This is a genomic window from Streptomyces sp. JNUCC 63 (assembly GCF_054366325.1).
The window spans coordinates 4,745,799-4,759,994 of the sequence record NZ_CM135963.1 but is presented as its reverse complement, the minus strand read 5'-3'; the positions used below and the strand labels follow the sequence as shown (position 1 = coordinate 4,759,994).

The following is a 14,196-nucleotide window of genomic DNA, read 5'->3' as shown; positions in this document are numbered from 1 at the left end:
ACCCGGTATCCGTAGCCGTGGCGCCGCCCCTGGTCGTCCCGGCGCAGGTGGAGCCGCTCGGCCTCCGTCCGCTCGGTGAGGGCGCCGGAAGGGTTGCGGGCGCACGCGGCGGGTCGCTGTGGATCGCGAGGACGGCGCCCGCCGTCGGGCGCCGCAGGGACAGCCGGGCGGTCTTCAGCCCGCCGTCGGGCGCCGCAGGGACAGCCGGGCGGCCTTCAGCCCCTCGTCGGACGAGGCGTGCCCGCCCATGCCGTCCGCCCGTTCGTCGTCGGTGCGCGCGGGTCAGCGTACCGTCGGCTGCTGCTGCGCCTGCTTCTTCGGTGGCGGGGTGCGGGAGAGGAACAGACCGAAGACCGGGGGCTGGGTCTGGAGGAGTTCCAGGCGGCCGCCGTCGGCCTCGGCGAGGTCGCGGGCGACGGCGAGGCCGATGCCCGTGGAGTTGCGTCCGCTGATCGTGCGCTCGAAGATGCGGGCGCCCAGGTCGGCGGGGACGCCGGTGCCCTCGTCGGTGACCTCCACGACCGCCTGGTTGCCGGTCACGCGGGTGCGCAGCGCGACCGTGCCGCCGCCGTGCATGAGGGAGTTCTCGATCAGCGCGGCCAGCACCTGGGCGACCGCGCCCGGCGTGCCCACGGCCCGCAGGTGCCGCTTGCCGGAGCTGACGATGGCGCGACCGGCGCTGCGGTAGGCGGGGCGCCACTCGGCGATCTGCTGCTGGATGACCTCGTCGAGGTCGAAGGAGACGGCGGAGCCGGTGCGCGGGTCCCGGGCGTTGGTCAGCAGGCGGTCCACCACGTCCGTCAGCCGCTCGACCTGGGTGAGGGCGACGTTCGCCTCCTCCTTCACCGTGTCCGGGTCGTCGGTGAGGGTGATCTCCTCCAGACGCATGGACAGCGCGGTCAGCGGCGTACGCAGCTGGTGGGAGGCGTCGGCGGCCAGGCGCCGCTCGGCGGTCAGCATCCGGGCGATGCGCTCGGCGGAGCCGTCGAGCACGTCCGCGACCCGGTCCAGCTCGGGGACGCCGTAGCGCTTGTGGCGGGGGCGCGGGTCGCCGGAGCCGAGGCGTTCGGCGGTCTCGGCGAGGTCGGTCAGCGGGGAGGCGAGCCGGTTGGCCTGGCGGACCGCGAGCAGCACCGCGGCCACCACCGCGAGCAGCGCGACCAGGCCGATGATCAGCAGCGTGCGGCCGACCTCGCGGGTCACCGAGGAGCGGGACTCCTCCACCCGCACGGTCTCGCCCCGCTCGCCCCTGGCCATGGAGTGGATCACGTCGCCGGACGGTTTGCTGCCGACCTCGATGGGCCGCTGTCCGGGAATGCCGATCACGGCGTACTGGCCGCCGGCCACCTGGTCGCGCAGGACCTCCGCGTTGACGGTCTCCGCGCCGAGCAGCCGGCTGTCGACGATGCTGGCCAGCCTGACCGCCTCGGAGTCGACCCGTTCCTGGGCACTGTTGCTGATCGTGCGGGTCTCGACGATCACCAGGGAGAGACCGAAGACGGCGATCACGACGAGCACCACGGCGAGCGTGGACTGGATCAGTCGACGGCGCATGTCCTCCTACCTGACGAAGGCCCGGCGGCGGGGCTCAGCTCTTCTCGAAGCGGAAGCCGACGCCTCGCACGGTCGCGATGTAGCGGGGGTTCGCCGCGTCGTCGCCGAGCTTCTTGCGCAGCCAGGAGATGTGCATGTCGAGGGTCTTGGTCGACGACCACCAGGTGGTGTCCCAGACCTCGCGCATCAGCTGGTCGCGGGTGACGACCCGTCCCGCGTCCCGCACCAGCACCCGGAGCAGGTCGAACTCCTTGGCGGTGAGCTGCAGCTCCTCGTCGCCCATCCAGGCGCGGTGGGACTCGACGTCGATGCGCACACCGTGTGTGGCGGGCGGCTGCTGCGGCTCGGTGGCGCCGCGCCGGAGCAGGGCCCGGACGCGGGCGAGCAGTTCGGCGAGCCGGAAGGGCTTGGTGACGTAGTCGTCGGCGCCCGCGTCGAGACCGACGACGGTGTCCACCTCGTCGGCGCGCGCGGTCAGGATCAGAATGGGCACCGTGTGGCCGTCGGAGCGCAGTCGGCGGGCGACCTCCAGGCCGTCCATGCCGGGCAGCCCGAGGTCCAGCACGACCAGGTCGACACCGCCCTGCATTCCGGCGTCGAGCGCGGCGGGTCCGTCCTCACGCACCTCGACCTCGTAACCTTCCCGGCGCAGTGCGCGGGCCAGCGGCTCCGAGATGGACGCGTCGTCCTCGGCGAGCAGTACACGGGTCATGAACCGATGGTAGTCCGCCCGCGCCGTCTGCTGGGGCGGTGCTGCGGTGTGATCGTCGAGCGGGCTTCTTACCTTCCCGCCCAATGGTATGGACCAACAGGCGCGGAGTGTGATCCTTGACGGGGCTCCGCATGGACCTTGGAAAGGGCGGACAGGAGTCCCCAGTCCCTTGTGATCCATGTCTCAAGTCCTTCCATATCCGGCACTGTACTGCCGTATGGTGAGTTGAACGCCTGTAGCACGCAGCGGACCTTTGGCGCTCACTTCGACGCTGAAGGTCCTTTTTGCGTGCGGGTCGGCCCCGGCCGGCCCGGAAAGGAATGACCTAGGGCCGGGCCTCTACGCGTGTCGACACGGGCAGAGGTGTGGATCCCGGTGGCCGTCGTCCGCCGCTTCATGACCTGGAGCGGGCTCCCCCTGGGCGTGGGGTGGACCTCGGCCCCGCCGGTGCCGGCCGCCCCCACACCGGGCGCGTGTCCGCTGATCGGAGCGCGTCCCGACCAGCAAGGAACGACCATGGCGTCCAGCCTGACGAAGGACTCGGTCCATCCGGGCACCCCCGGTTCCGAGAAGACCTTCTTCGGCCACCCCCGCGGCCTGGCCACCCTCTTCATGACCGAGATGTGGGAGCGCTTCAGCTTCTACGGCATGCGCGCCCTTCTCGTCGTCTACCTGCTCTCCGGCGGTCCCGACGCCAAGAAGGGGAGCATGGGCGGTGGGCTCGGCATGGATCTGGCCACCACCACCGCGATCTACTCCGTCTACCTGTCGATGGTGTACCTGCTCGCCATGCCCGGCGGGTGGCTGGGCGACCGCGTCTGGGGTCCCCGCAAGACGGTGACGATCGCCGCCGTGACGATCATGGCGGGTCACGCGGTGCTGGCGGTGCCCGGCGGACAGGCGCCCTTCTTCGCCGGTCTGGCGCTGGTCGCGCTCGGCTCCGGCCTGCTGAAGGCCAACATCTCCACCATGGTCGGCCATCTCTACGACGGCCCGGACGACCCGCGCCGCGACGGTGGCTTCACGATCTTCTACATGGGCATCAACATGGGTGCCTTCTTCGCCCCGCTGATCATCGGCACCGTCGGTCAGCAGGTCAGCTGGCACCTGGGCTTCGGTCTCGCCGCCGTGGGCATGGCGATCGGCCTCGCGGCCTTCCTCATCGGCACCCGGAACCTGAACCCGCAGAGCAGCGTCGTACCCAAGCCGCTGGACGCCGCGGAGCGCGCCTCCTGGCTGCGCAAGGGTCTGATCTGGCTCGCCGTCGCCGCCGTCTTCTACGGCATCGTCGGCTTCAGCGGCCACTTCACCCTGAACTGGGCGATGATCCCGCTCACCGTGATCGGTCTGGTCATCCCGGCCGGCGTCCTGCTGCGCATCAAGCGGGACAAGGAGCTGTCGGACGTCGAGCAGTCCAAGATGACCGGCTACATCTGGTTCTTCGTCGCGGCCGCCGTCTTCTGGATGATCTACGACCAGGGCGGTTCCACGGTCCAGGCGTTCGGTGAGACCAAGACCTCCGGCTCGCTGCTGGGCTTCGACTTCCCGTCCTCCTGGTACCAGTCGCTGAACCCGGTGTTCATCATGGCCCTGGCCCCGGTCTTCGCCTGGTTCTGGCTGTGGCTGAACCGCAAGGGCAAGGAGCCGAGCACCGTCGCGAAGTTCGCGGCCGCCCTGTTCTTCATCGGCGTCTCGTTCTTCTTCTTCCTGCTGCCGCTGGGCATGGCCACGGGCGACGCACTGGTCAGCCCGATGTGGCTGGTGGGCATCTACCTGATCCAGACCGTCGGCGAGCTGTGCCTCTCCCCGGTCGGCCTGTCGGTGACGACCAAGATGGCCCCGGCGAAGTACGCCAGCCAGATGATGGGCGTGTGGTTCCTCGCGGTCACCGCGGGCGACTCCATCACCGGCCTGCTGTCCAACCCCGCCGTGGCCGGGGTCGACCTCAGTGGCACGGGAGCGGTCGCCGTGGAGGCCGTCCTCGCCGTCCTCGCCGGGTTCGCGGTCTACATGTACCGCCGGAAGGTCAAGTCCCTGATGGGCGACGTGCGCTGAGCCCTGGCCGGTCCGGCCGACACGCCGAAGGGCCACCACATCCGAGGATGTGGTGGCCCTTCGGCGTGTCACGCGGAGCCCGTGGAATTCCTGGCCGGAGTCGTACGACCCGTGGAACGCGTGACGAAAGAAGTCCCGGTCGCCCCCGGCCGGCTCAGGCGGGCGCCCCCAGCTCGGCCCACACTCTCTTGCCCATGACGCCAGGAGTGCGTACGACCCCCCAGTCCAGGCACAGTCGCTGGACGATGAACATGCCGTGGCCGCCGGGGCGGCCGGCGCGGTGCGGGGTGCGCGGGGCGGGCTGGCCGGTGCCGCGGTCGGAGACCTCGATGTGGATCACCTTGTTGTCACAGGTGATCTCCAGCTGGTCGGGGCCCTCGGCGTGCAGACAGGCGTTGGTGACCAGTTCGGAGACGACGAGGAGCACGTCCTCGGCGGCGGCCCGCTGGTCGGCGGTCGCGGCGGGCAGCCAGCCCCACGCGTGCAGCGCCTGACGGGTGAAGTCGCGGGCGAGCGGCACGACGCCGCTCTGGCCGTCGAAGCTCAGCCTGCGGACCTGGCGACCCCCCGACGGGACCGCCGGCACGGCCGTCGCACCCCCTGTGGACGCCCCTCCCGCCGGCACGCCCCCCTCGGACGCCCCGGAAGCGCCGCTGGGCTCCGGGCCGCGGTCGCCCGGCGAGTAAGGCCGGGTGGTGCTCATCAGCGCTTCACCTCACCGATTCACCAGTTCACGATTCAAAAGTCACTTCACACGTACACGGTCGGTACATCCGTACACACGCCAGAACCCCGGTCGCCGGATCCCGTGCGGGCGGCCGATCCACTCAGGTTGTCTCCTGCCCGACCGATCCGGTGGAACACCCCCGTTTTCGGCGCGTGGGGCGTGACGCCCGGTGCGCGCCGGTCGCGGGAGTCCGGAAGGGGCACGTCGACGATCCGGCGGCCGGCTCAGCCGGCCTCGTCGGCCAGGGCGTCCTCGAGCGTGTCGTGCACGCTGAAGACCGCATCGGCCCCCGTGATCTCGAACACACGAGCCACCACCGGCAGCATCCCGGCGAGATGCACACCGCCTCCGGCCGCCTCCGCCTTCAGCCGCGCGCCCAGCAGCACGTTCAGACCCGTGGAGTCGCAGAACTCCAGGCGTGAACAGTCCACCACCAGTCGCGAGCGCCCCTTGGCGAGGCACTCCTCGAGCGGTTCGCGCAGCAGGTCGGCCGTGTGGTGATCCAGCTCGCCCGCCGGAGTCACGACGGCACTGGAGCCCTCCTGCCGCACCTCCACCAGAAGCCGGCCCGACTGTGCGCTGCCGACCGTCCCGCGGTCCATGCCGTCTCTCTCTCCCGGGGTCTTGATCCGATGACTGATGCCCTCGAACACTACTGCTTCTGCCACCACTTCGACACCCGACAACCGCACATAAACGGACATACCCTCACGTAATGCACTTGCGGCAGTGTTGGGAAAGCGGGTAGGGCTAGTAGAGACCCGTACCCGACACGGCCGGCTTTGGAGGCGCCGCACACCGCAGTGCACGTATTGGCTTCGGCAGCCATATGCCGAGAACGATGGAGGACATCATGTCACCCCGGCTCGACGCATCGCATACCCAGAGGGCGACGTCGGCATCCCCAGCGGAGCACCTGGATCCCATCGAGCTTCACGACGTACGCGCCGAGCGGGCCGATCAGGCCACACCGGCCCCACTGGCCGGACTTCCGGACATCCCTCCGTACGACGAAGTGGCCCCGGACGACGCCCGGGCCCTGTCCAAGACCCTCTTCGAGCGGCTGGAGTCCCTCGAGGAAGGCACCCACGAATATTCGTACGTCCGCAACACGCTCGTCGAACTCAACCTCGCGCTGGTCAAGTTCGCCGCCTCCCGCTTCCGCTCCCGCAGCGAGCCGATGGAGGACATCATCCAGGTCGGCACCATCGGCCTGATCAAGGCGATCGACCGCTTCGAACTCTCCCGTGGCGTCGAGTTCCCCACGTTCGCGATGCCAACCATCATCGGCGAGATCAAGCGCTTCTTCCGCGACACCTCGTGGTCCGTGCGCGTCCCGCGCCGGCTGCAGGAGCTGCGCCTGGACCTCGCCAAGGCCGGTGACGAACTGGCCCAGCGGCTGGACCGCGCGCCGACGGTGGCCGAACTCGCCGGGCATCTCGGTCTGTCCAGGGACGAGGTGGTCGAGGGCATGGCCGCCTCGAACGCGTACACCGCCTCCTCGCTGGACGCACAGCCCGAGGAGGACGACTCCGAGGGCGCCCTGGCGGACCGCATCGGGTACGAGGACCACGGGCTCGAAGGCATCGAGTACGTCGAGTCGTTGAAGCCGCTGATCGCCGAACTGTCCTCCCGGGACCGGAAGATCCTGTCCCTGCGGTTCGTGGCCAACATGACCCAGTCGGAGATCGGCGAGGAGCTGGGCATCTCGCAGATGCACGTCTCGCGACTGCTGTCGCGCACGCTCGGGCGGCTGCGCAAGGGGCTGACGCTCGAGGAGTGACGGGGTGACAGGACGCCTCCGTCCGGTGCCGGAAGCGGCGCCGGGCGGGCCGCGTTCCGGCCGTCTCCACGCCGTACAGGGCATTTACCGAAAAGCCGTCGGCGCCCCGCTGGTTACCCCGGGAAACGTCTTTCCCCACGGGCTCCCTTGCACCACTATGGTCACCCCCAAACTGGCCGGTACGTCAGGAGTCCGGCGAGGGCGCCGAGATCGACGCCGGGGTGCGAGGAGGCGGGTGCATGGCTCGGGCCGACGGTGCCGACAACGGTGTCGAGACCGGGGACGCGGGCGGCGGACCGTACGAGGGCGCGTCCGACGCGCGGCTCACCGGGCTCCTGGGCGCCGACACACCGACCGTCTATCCGGCACTGCAGGAACTGCGCGCCCGCCACCTCCCCTCCGTCCTCGCCTACGCCCGGCAGTGCACCACGAGCGAGTCGGCCGCACGGCAGCTCGCCGCGCAGGCGTTCACCCTCGCCGCCCGTGAGACAGCACGCGGCGTGGACCCCGGCGTCCCGGTCCGGCTGCACCTGCTGCTGCTGACCGCCCGGCTGGCCGCCGCCTGGGCGCGCGACGAGCGGTCCGGCGGTGTGGACGCCGGGCTCCTGCTGGTCCTGAACACGGCCCGCCCCGAGGGCCCCGTACCGCCCCTGCTCGCCGCCTTCCAGTCGCTGCCGACCCGCACCCAGGGCCTGCTCTGGTACGGGGCCGTGGAGCAGGAGCCCGAGGACCGGACCGCCAAGTTCCTCGGCGTCGGCCGTCAGGACGTGGCGTACGGCGTCCCGCAGGCGCTCAAGGCGATGGCCCAGGCCTCCCTGCGGTCCCGCCTCGCCGCCTCCGACGACCCGCACTGCGGCGACTTCCGCCGGCTCATCGAGGAGGCGGTACGGCCCGACCACCCCCGTCCCAGCTTCGACCTGCACACCCACATGGCGCACTGCGGTCACTGCACCGCCGCCTTCGAGGAGCAGTCCGCCCTGCGCGACCACCCGCGCACCGCGTCGGCCGAGGGCCTGCTCCCCTGGGGGGGCACCGCATACGTCACCCGGCGGTCGGCCGAACCGCGCCCGGGCGCCCGCGCGCGGGCCGCCGCCTGGCCGCCCTCCCGTCGCTACATGCTGGCCTCGGCAGCGCTCGGCGTGGCCCTCGCGCCGCTGCTGCTGTTCCTGGTCACCTCGGGCGGCGCTCCCCAGCACCAGCAGGCGGCGGGCGCGGCGACCACACCCACTCCGCCGGTGGAGGTCACGGTGACGGCGACCGTCTCGGCGACGCCGCCGTCGCCCTCGCCCTCCGCGACCTCCCGTCCTCCTTCGCCCAAGCCCACGCCGAGCCCCTCCAGGACGGCGCGTCCGAAGCCGAAGCCCACCCCCAAGCCCAAGCCCACGCCCGCGTATCCGCCGGGCGCGTCCTACGCCCAGGTGGTGAACGTCGCCACGGGCCGCTGCCTGGACGTGGCCGGTGACTTCGACAACGGCACGGACGTCGTCACCGCCCCGTGCGGGTCCGCGGCCACCCAGCGCTGGCGCGTCGACTCCTACCGCGGGGTGCTGCAGTCGGCGGCCGACCCCGACTTCTGCCTCGACAGCCGTGGCTCCGTGGAGAAGGGCGTCGGCATCTGGAAGTGCTCCTCCGTGGAGGGCAGGAACGGCCGGAACCTGACGTTCACCGTCGACCCGGACGGCGTGATCCGCCCGGCCGTCGCCATCGCGACCGGCCTCACCCCGAACGCCGACGGCTACCTCTCCCTCAACCCGCTGACCGGGGGCACGACGCAGCGGTGGCGGGCGGGGGACGCCTGATCAGACCTCGCGCACGCCCTTCCGCCAGACCTGGGTGACCAGGGGGACGCCCGGGCGGTAGGCCAGGTGGACGTGGCTGGGCGCGTCGAGGACGGCGAGGTCGGCACGGGCACCGGGGGTCAGCCGGCCCACGTCGTCGCGGCGCAGGGCCTTCGCGCCGCCCGCCGTCGCCGCCCAGACCGCCTCGTCGGGGGTCATGCCCATGTCCCGTACGGCAAGCGCGATGCAGAACGGCACCGAGGACGTGAAGGACGAGCCCGGGTTGCAGTCGGTGGAGAGTGCGACCGTGACACCGGCGTCCAGCAGGCGCCGGGCGTCGGGCCACTGGGCGCGGGTGGAGAACTCGGCGCCGGGCAGCAGCGTGGCGACCGTGTTGCCGTCGGCCAGGGCGTCGACGTCCGCGTCCGTCAGGTGGGTGCAGTGGTCGGCGCTGGCCGCATCGAGTTCGACGGCGAGCCGGACGCCGGGGCCATAGGTGAGCTGGTTGGCGTGGATGCGCGGGTGCAGGCCCCTGGCCCTGCCCGCGGTGAGGATCGCACGGGCCTGGTCGCCGTCGAAGGCGCCCTTCTCGCAGAACACGTCGATCCAGCGGGCGTACGGCGCGCAGGCGTCGAGCATCTCGCCGGTGACCAGTTCGACGTACGCCGCCGGGTCCTCGGCGTAGTCGGGGGGGACGATGTGCGCGCCGAGGTAGGTGACCTCGTCGGTGTGGCGGGCGGCGATGCGCAGGGCGCGGGCCTCGTCGTCGACGGTCAGCCCGTATCCGGACTTCGTCTCGAACGTGGTCGTGCCCTGGCGCAGGGCCTCGGCGAGATGACGGGTGAGGTTGGCCTCCAGTTCCGCGTCGGTGGCGGCGCGGGTGGCGGCGACCGTGGTGCGGATACCGCCCGCGCTGTAGGCCCGGCCGGACATACGGGCGTTGAACTCCTCGGTGCGGTCGCCCGCGAAGACCAGGTGGGAGTGGGAGTCGACGAAGCCCGGGATCACCGCCCGGCCACCGGCGTCGACCCGGTTGTCAGTGGCGGGTGCTTTCCTGGATTCACCGGTCCACGCGATGCGGTCGCCGTCGATGACGACGGCCGCGTCCCGGACCAGTCCGAGAGGAGTCCTTCCCCCACTCTCGAACGTGCTCGAGCGGGGGGACCCCCATCCGAGGGAGGGATCGTTGGTGACCAGCGTGGCGATGTTGGTGATGACGGTGCTGCTCATGGTGTCCTCGGCGTCGACGGTGGGATTCAGCCGCGCAGGGCTTCGACGGCCTCTGCCAGCGCTGACGGCACATCGGGTACGAGGGTGTGGGCGCCGTCCCGTACGACGTGCCGGCCGCCCACGACCGTATGGCGTACGTCCGCTGCCGTCGCCGCGAATACGGCCGTCTCGGCGCCGAGCCTGGGCAGCGTCCCCGCTGTTCTGACCGAGTCCAGCGCGATCGTCGTGAAGTCGGCGAGGGCGCCGGGGGTGAGGCTGCCCGCGTCGGACCAGCCGAGGGCCGCGTGACCGTCGGCGGTGGCGGCCCGCAGCAGGGCGGCGGCCGTCCAGTGGCCGCGGGCGCGGGTGCGCAGCCGCTCGTCGAGCTCCATCGCGCGGGCCTCTTCGAGCACGTCGACGACGGCGTGGCTGTCCGAGCCGAGGGACAGCGGCGAGCCGGCGCGCTGCAGGGCCGGGGCGGGGCCGATGCCGTCGGCCAGGTCCCGCTCGGTGGTCGGGCACATGCAGGTGCCGGTGCCGGAGCGGCCGATGAGGTCGATGTCCTCGTCGGTGAGGTGGGTGTTGTGCACGCCGGTCGTGCGCGGGCCGAGGACGCCGTGGTCGGCCAGCAGCCGGGCCGGGGTGCACCCGTGGGCCGCCCGGCAGGCGTCGTTCTCGGCGGTCTGCTCCGACAGGTGCACATGGAGCGGGGCCCGCCGCTCCTCGGCCCACCGCACGACCGTCGCCAGCTCCCGCGCGGGCACGGCCCGTACGGAGTGCACGGCGGCACCGATCCGTGCGTGATCCCGTTCCCCGAGAACTGAACAGCGTTCGGCCCAGGCCTCGGCCGTCCCGTCGGAGAAGCGGAGCTGGTGGGTGTCGGGCGGCTGCCCGAAGCCGGAGGACAGATAACAGGTGTCGAGGAGGGTGATGCGGATGCCGGCCTCGGCGGCGGCCTCGATCAGGGCCTCGCCCATCGCGTTCGGGTCGGCGTACCGGGAGCCGCCCGGCGCGTGGTGGACGTAGTGGAACTCGCCGACGGCCGTGATCCCGGCGAGCGCCATCTCGGCGTACACCGCGCGGGCCAGCGCGTGGTAGTTATGCGGGGTGAGCCGGTCGGCGGTGGTGTACATGACCTCGCGCCAGGTCCAGAAGGTGCCGGCGCCGACCTGGACGGTGCCGCGCAGGGCCCGGTGGAAGGCGTGGCTGTGCGCGTTGGCGAGGCCGGGGATCGTGAGCCCCCGGAGGGGTTCGGCTCCCGGTGGCGGGGCGGGCACGCCGGTGCGGACGGCCGCGATGCGACCGTCGCGCACGTCGAGCGCCACGCCCGGCTCGACGTGCGTGCCGAGCCAGGCCTGCTCCAGCCAGTACGTCCGCGTCTGCTGAGTGGGGGTCACGCGCAGGCCAGTCCTTCCAGTACGTCGGCGAGTGCGCGTACCCCGGCCAGGCAGTCGTCCTCGGCGGCGAACTCGGCCGGGGAGTGCGAGACACCGGTGGGGTTGCGCACGAACAGCATGGCGGCCGGAACGGTCCCGGACAGGATTCCGGCGTCGTGTCCCGCGCCCGTGCCGAGAACGGGCACCGTCAGGCCGGTGTCCTTGCCCAGGATGCGGGCGAGTTCGTCCCGCAGGGCGTGGTCGAACTCGACCACGGGCGTGAAGGACTCGCGCACCACGTCCAGATCGACGCCGTGCGCCGCGGCGTACTCGCGGGCCGCCTTCTCGATACCGCTGACCACGGTGTCGAGGGTCTGCTGGTCGGCGGCACGGGAGTCGAGCCAGCCGCGCACCAGGGAGGGGATCGCGTTGACGCCGTTCGGCTCCGCGGCGATCTTGCCGAAGGTGGCGACGGCACCGGCGAGCGTGGCCTCGCGCCGGGCGGCGAGCACCGTTTCGGCGTACGACAGCATCGGGTCGCGCCGGTCGGCGAGCCGGGTGGTACCCGCGTGGTTGGCCTCACCCCGGAAGTCGAACCGCCACCGCCCGTGCGGCCAGATCGCGTCGGCCACACCGACGGCTTCCCCGGTGAGGTCGAGGGCGCGCCCCTGCTCGACGTGCAGTTCGACGAAGGCCCCGATCCCTGCGAGGCGCTCCGGGTCCGGCCCGATGGCGTCGGGGTCGTACCCGGCGGCCTCCATCGCCTTGGGCAGCGTGATCCCGTCGCCGTCGGTGAGCCGGTGCGCCTGCTCGGCGGTGAGCTGCCCGGCGGTCAGCCGCGACCCGACACAGGCGAGCCCGAACCGGGCGCCCTCCTCGTCCCCGAAGTTGACGACGGCGAGCGGCCGGGCGAACCGCACGTTCCTGCTCCGCAGCTCGTCGAGAGCGGCAAAGGCGGACACGACACCCAAGGGCCCGTCGAAGGCCCCGCCATCCGGCACGGAGTCGAGGTGCGACCCGGTGACGACAGCGTCCCCCCGGGCGGGATCCCCGAGCCAGGCCCACTGATTCCCGTTCCGGTCGACCTCGTACGCCAGCCCGCGGCCCTGGGCCTGCTCCTTGAACCAGGCCCGGCACTCCGCGTCGGCAGCCGTCCACGCAAACCGGCGGTAACCACCGGACTCCGCGTGCCGTCCGATGGAAGCGAGGTCCCGCCACATCTCGTGGAAGGAACCCCCGCCGCCCGCTACAGGCTTCCGGCCATCACCAGAACGCCGGGTCACCCGTCGTCACCCTCACGCATGGGCACCCGAACCCCCCGCTTCCCCGCCACCGACTCCGCGATGTCGTACCCGGCATCGACGTGCCGGATCACGCCCATCCCGGGATCGTTGGTGAGAACCCGGCGGATCTTCTCGCCGGCCAGCGCCGTACCGTCGGCCACCGTCACCTGCCCGGCGTGGATCGACCGGCCCATGCCGACACCGCCACCGTGGTGGATCGACACCCACGACGCCCCCGACGCCACGTTGACCATCGCGTTCAGCAGCGGCCAGTCGGCAATCGCGTCGGACCCGTCGAGCATGGCCTCGGTCTCCCGGTAGGGAGAGGCGACGGACCCGCAGTCGAGATGGTCGCGGCCGATGACGATCGGTGCCCGCAGCTCACCGCTCGCGACCATGTCGTTGAACCGCTCGCCCGCCTTGTCGCGCTCGCCGTAGCCGAGCCAGCAGATGCGCGCGGGCAGGCCCTGGAAGTGGACGCGTTCGCCCGCCATCCTGATCCAGCGGGCCAGGGACTCGTTCTCGGGGAACAGCTCCAGGATCGCCTTGTCGGTCTTGGCGATGTCGGACGCCTCACCCGACAGCGCGGCCCAGCGGAACGGGCCCTTGCCCTCGCAGAACAGCGGCCGGATGTAGGCGGGGACGAAGCCGGGGAAGGCGAACGCCCGGTCGTATCCGGCCAGTTGCGCCTCGCCGCGGATGGAGTTGCCGTAGTCGAAGACCTCGGCGCCGGCGTCCAGGAAGCCGACCATCGCCTCGACGTGCCTGGCCATGGACTCGCGGGCCCGGGTGGTGAACCCGGCCGGGTCCTTGGCGGTGGCCTCGGCCATGTCCTCGAAGTCGATGCCGAGCGGCAGGTAGGACAGCGGGTCGTGGGCGGAGGTCTGGTCGGTGACGATGTCGATGGGCGCGCCCATGGCGAGCAGCTGCGGGACGAGTTCGGCGGCGTTGCCGAGGACGCCGATGGACAGCGGCCGCCGGGCGTCGCGCGCCTCGACCGCCAGCTGGAGGGCGTGGTCGAGGGAGTCGGCCCTGACGTCGAGGTACCGGTGCTCGATGCGGCGCTCGATGGCGCGCGGGTCGCAGTCGACGCAGATGGCCACGCCGTCGTTCATGGTCACCGCGAGCGGCTGGGCGCCGCCCATGCCGCCGAGGCCGGCGGTCAGGGTGATGGTCCCGGCGAGGGTGCCGCCGAACTTCTTCGCGGCGACGGCGGCGAAGGTCTCGTAGGTGCCCTGGAGGATGCCCTGGGTGCCGATGTAGATCCAGGAGCCGGCGGTCATCTGGCCGTACATGGTCAGGCCGAGGGCCTCCAGGCGGCGGAACTCCTCCCAGTTGGCCCAGTCGCCGACGAGGTTGGAGTTGGCCAGGAGCACGCGCGGGGCCCACTCGTGGGTCTGCATGACTCCGACGGGACGGCCGGACTGGACGAGCATGGTCTCGTCGGCCTTGAGGGTCTTCAGCGTGCGGACCATGGCGTCGAAGGAGCGCCAGTCGCGGGCGGCCTTGCCGGTGCCGCCGTAGACGACGAGCTTGTCGGGGTGTTCGGCGACCTCGGGGTCCAGGTTGTTCTGGAGCATCCGCAGGGCGGCTTCCTGCTGCCACCCCAGGGCGCTCGGTTCCGTACCGCGCGGCGCTCGTACGGGGCGGGGTCCTGACATGGTCTGCCTCCCAGCGGATTGCTCCCAGCGGGCTGTTGCTGCCGTTATTCACATCCTG

At 71.7% G+C, this 14,196-nt stretch carries 11 protein-coding genes; 3 read left to right on the top strand and 8 right to left on the bottom strand.

What is annotated here, in order from left to right:
• Nucleotides 1–282 precede the first annotated feature (282 nt).
• Both ACX25U_RS21955 and ACX25U_RS21950 read right to left on the bottom strand, forming a co-directional pair.
• Nucleotides 283–1,554: an ATP-binding protein gene (locus ACX25U_RS21955; RefSeq protein WP_454382483.1), complete on the bottom strand. Its 1,272-nt coding sequence runs from the start codon at nt 1,552–1,554 to the stop codon at nt 283–285.
• A 34-nt stretch (nt 1,555–1,588) separates the two neighbouring features.
• A complete protein-coding gene (locus ACX25U_RS21950; RefSeq protein WP_454382482.1) occupies nt 1,589–2,266 on the bottom strand; it encodes a response regulator transcription factor in 678 nt (225 codons plus the stop codon).
• Nucleotides 2,267–2,782: 516 nt separating this feature from the next.
• Here ACX25U_RS21950 and ACX25U_RS21945 point away from each other — a divergent pair.
• Nucleotides 2,783–4,321 (top strand): peptide MFS transporter, encoded by a 1,539-nt coding sequence (locus ACX25U_RS21945; protein WP_454394425.1) that lies wholly within the window; start codon nt 2,783–2,785, stop codon nt 4,319–4,321.
• A gap of 154 nt (nt 4,322–4,475) precedes the next feature.
• On the opposite strand, the gene ACX25U_RS21940 is transcribed toward ACX25U_RS21945, so the two are convergent.
• Together ACX25U_RS21940 and ACX25U_RS21935 are read right to left on the bottom strand one after the other, a co-directional pair.
• Nucleotides 4,476–5,024, bottom strand: coding sequence for an ATP-binding protein (locus ACX25U_RS21940; protein ID WP_454382481.1), 549 nt, complete (start codon nt 5,022–5,024; stop codon nt 4,476–4,478).
• A gap of 248 nt (nt 5,025–5,272) precedes the next feature.
• A complete protein-coding gene (locus ACX25U_RS21935; protein WP_112467508.1) occupies nt 5,273–5,650 on the bottom strand; it encodes an STAS domain-containing protein in 378 nt (125 codons plus the stop codon).
• A 239-nt stretch (nt 5,651–5,889) separates the two neighbouring features.
• Between ACX25U_RS21935 and ACX25U_RS21930 the strand changes: the two genes are divergently transcribed.
• Together ACX25U_RS21930 and ACX25U_RS21925 are read left to right on the top strand one after the other, a co-directional pair.
• Nucleotides 5,890–6,831 carry an RNA polymerase sigma factor SigF gene (locus ACX25U_RS21930; protein WP_454382480.1) on the top strand — a complete coding sequence of 314 codons (942 nt, stop codon included), beginning with the start codon at nt 5,890–5,892 and terminating at the stop codon, nt 6,829–6,831.
• Between the two features lie 239 nt (nt 6,832–7,070).
• Nucleotides 7,071–8,630 carry a ricin-type beta-trefoil lectin domain protein gene (locus tag ACX25U_RS21925; RefSeq protein WP_454382478.1) on the top strand — a complete coding sequence of 520 codons (1,560 nt, stop codon included), beginning with the start codon at nt 7,071–7,073 and terminating at the stop codon, nt 8,628–8,630.
• Here ACX25U_RS21925 and hutI read toward each other — a convergent pair whose 3' ends face one another.
• Genes hutI through hutU form a run of 4 tightly spaced genes read right to left on the bottom strand, consistent with a single transcriptional unit; the run spans nt 8,631 to nt 14,138 of the window.
• Nucleotides 8,631–9,839, bottom strand: a complete 1,209-nt coding sequence (gene hutI, locus ACX25U_RS21920) for an imidazolonepropionase (RefSeq protein WP_454382476.1) — start codon at nt 9,837–9,839, stop codon at nt 8,631–8,633. It lies immediately after the preceding gene.
• Nucleotides 9,840–9,865: 26 nt separating this feature from the next.
• Nucleotides 9,866–11,215 carry a formimidoylglutamate deiminase gene (locus tag ACX25U_RS21915; RefSeq protein WP_454382474.1) on the bottom strand — a complete coding sequence of 450 codons (1,350 nt, stop codon included), beginning with the start codon at nt 11,213–11,215 and terminating at the stop codon, nt 9,866–9,868.
• Entirely contained in the window at nt 11,212–12,414 is a 1,203-nt protein-coding gene (locus ACX25U_RS21910) for an allantoate amidohydrolase (RefSeq protein WP_454382472.1), read from the bottom strand. The genes ACX25U_RS21915 and ACX25U_RS21910 overlap by 4 nt, the downstream gene beginning before the upstream one ends.
• Nucleotides 12,415–12,473: 59 nt before the next feature.
• Complete coding sequence (gene hutU, locus ACX25U_RS21905; RefSeq protein WP_454382471.1) at nt 12,474–14,138, bottom strand: urocanate hydratase; 1,665 nt, start codon at nt 14,136–14,138, stop codon at nt 12,474–12,476.
• Nucleotides 14,139–14,196 lie beyond the last annotated feature (58 nt).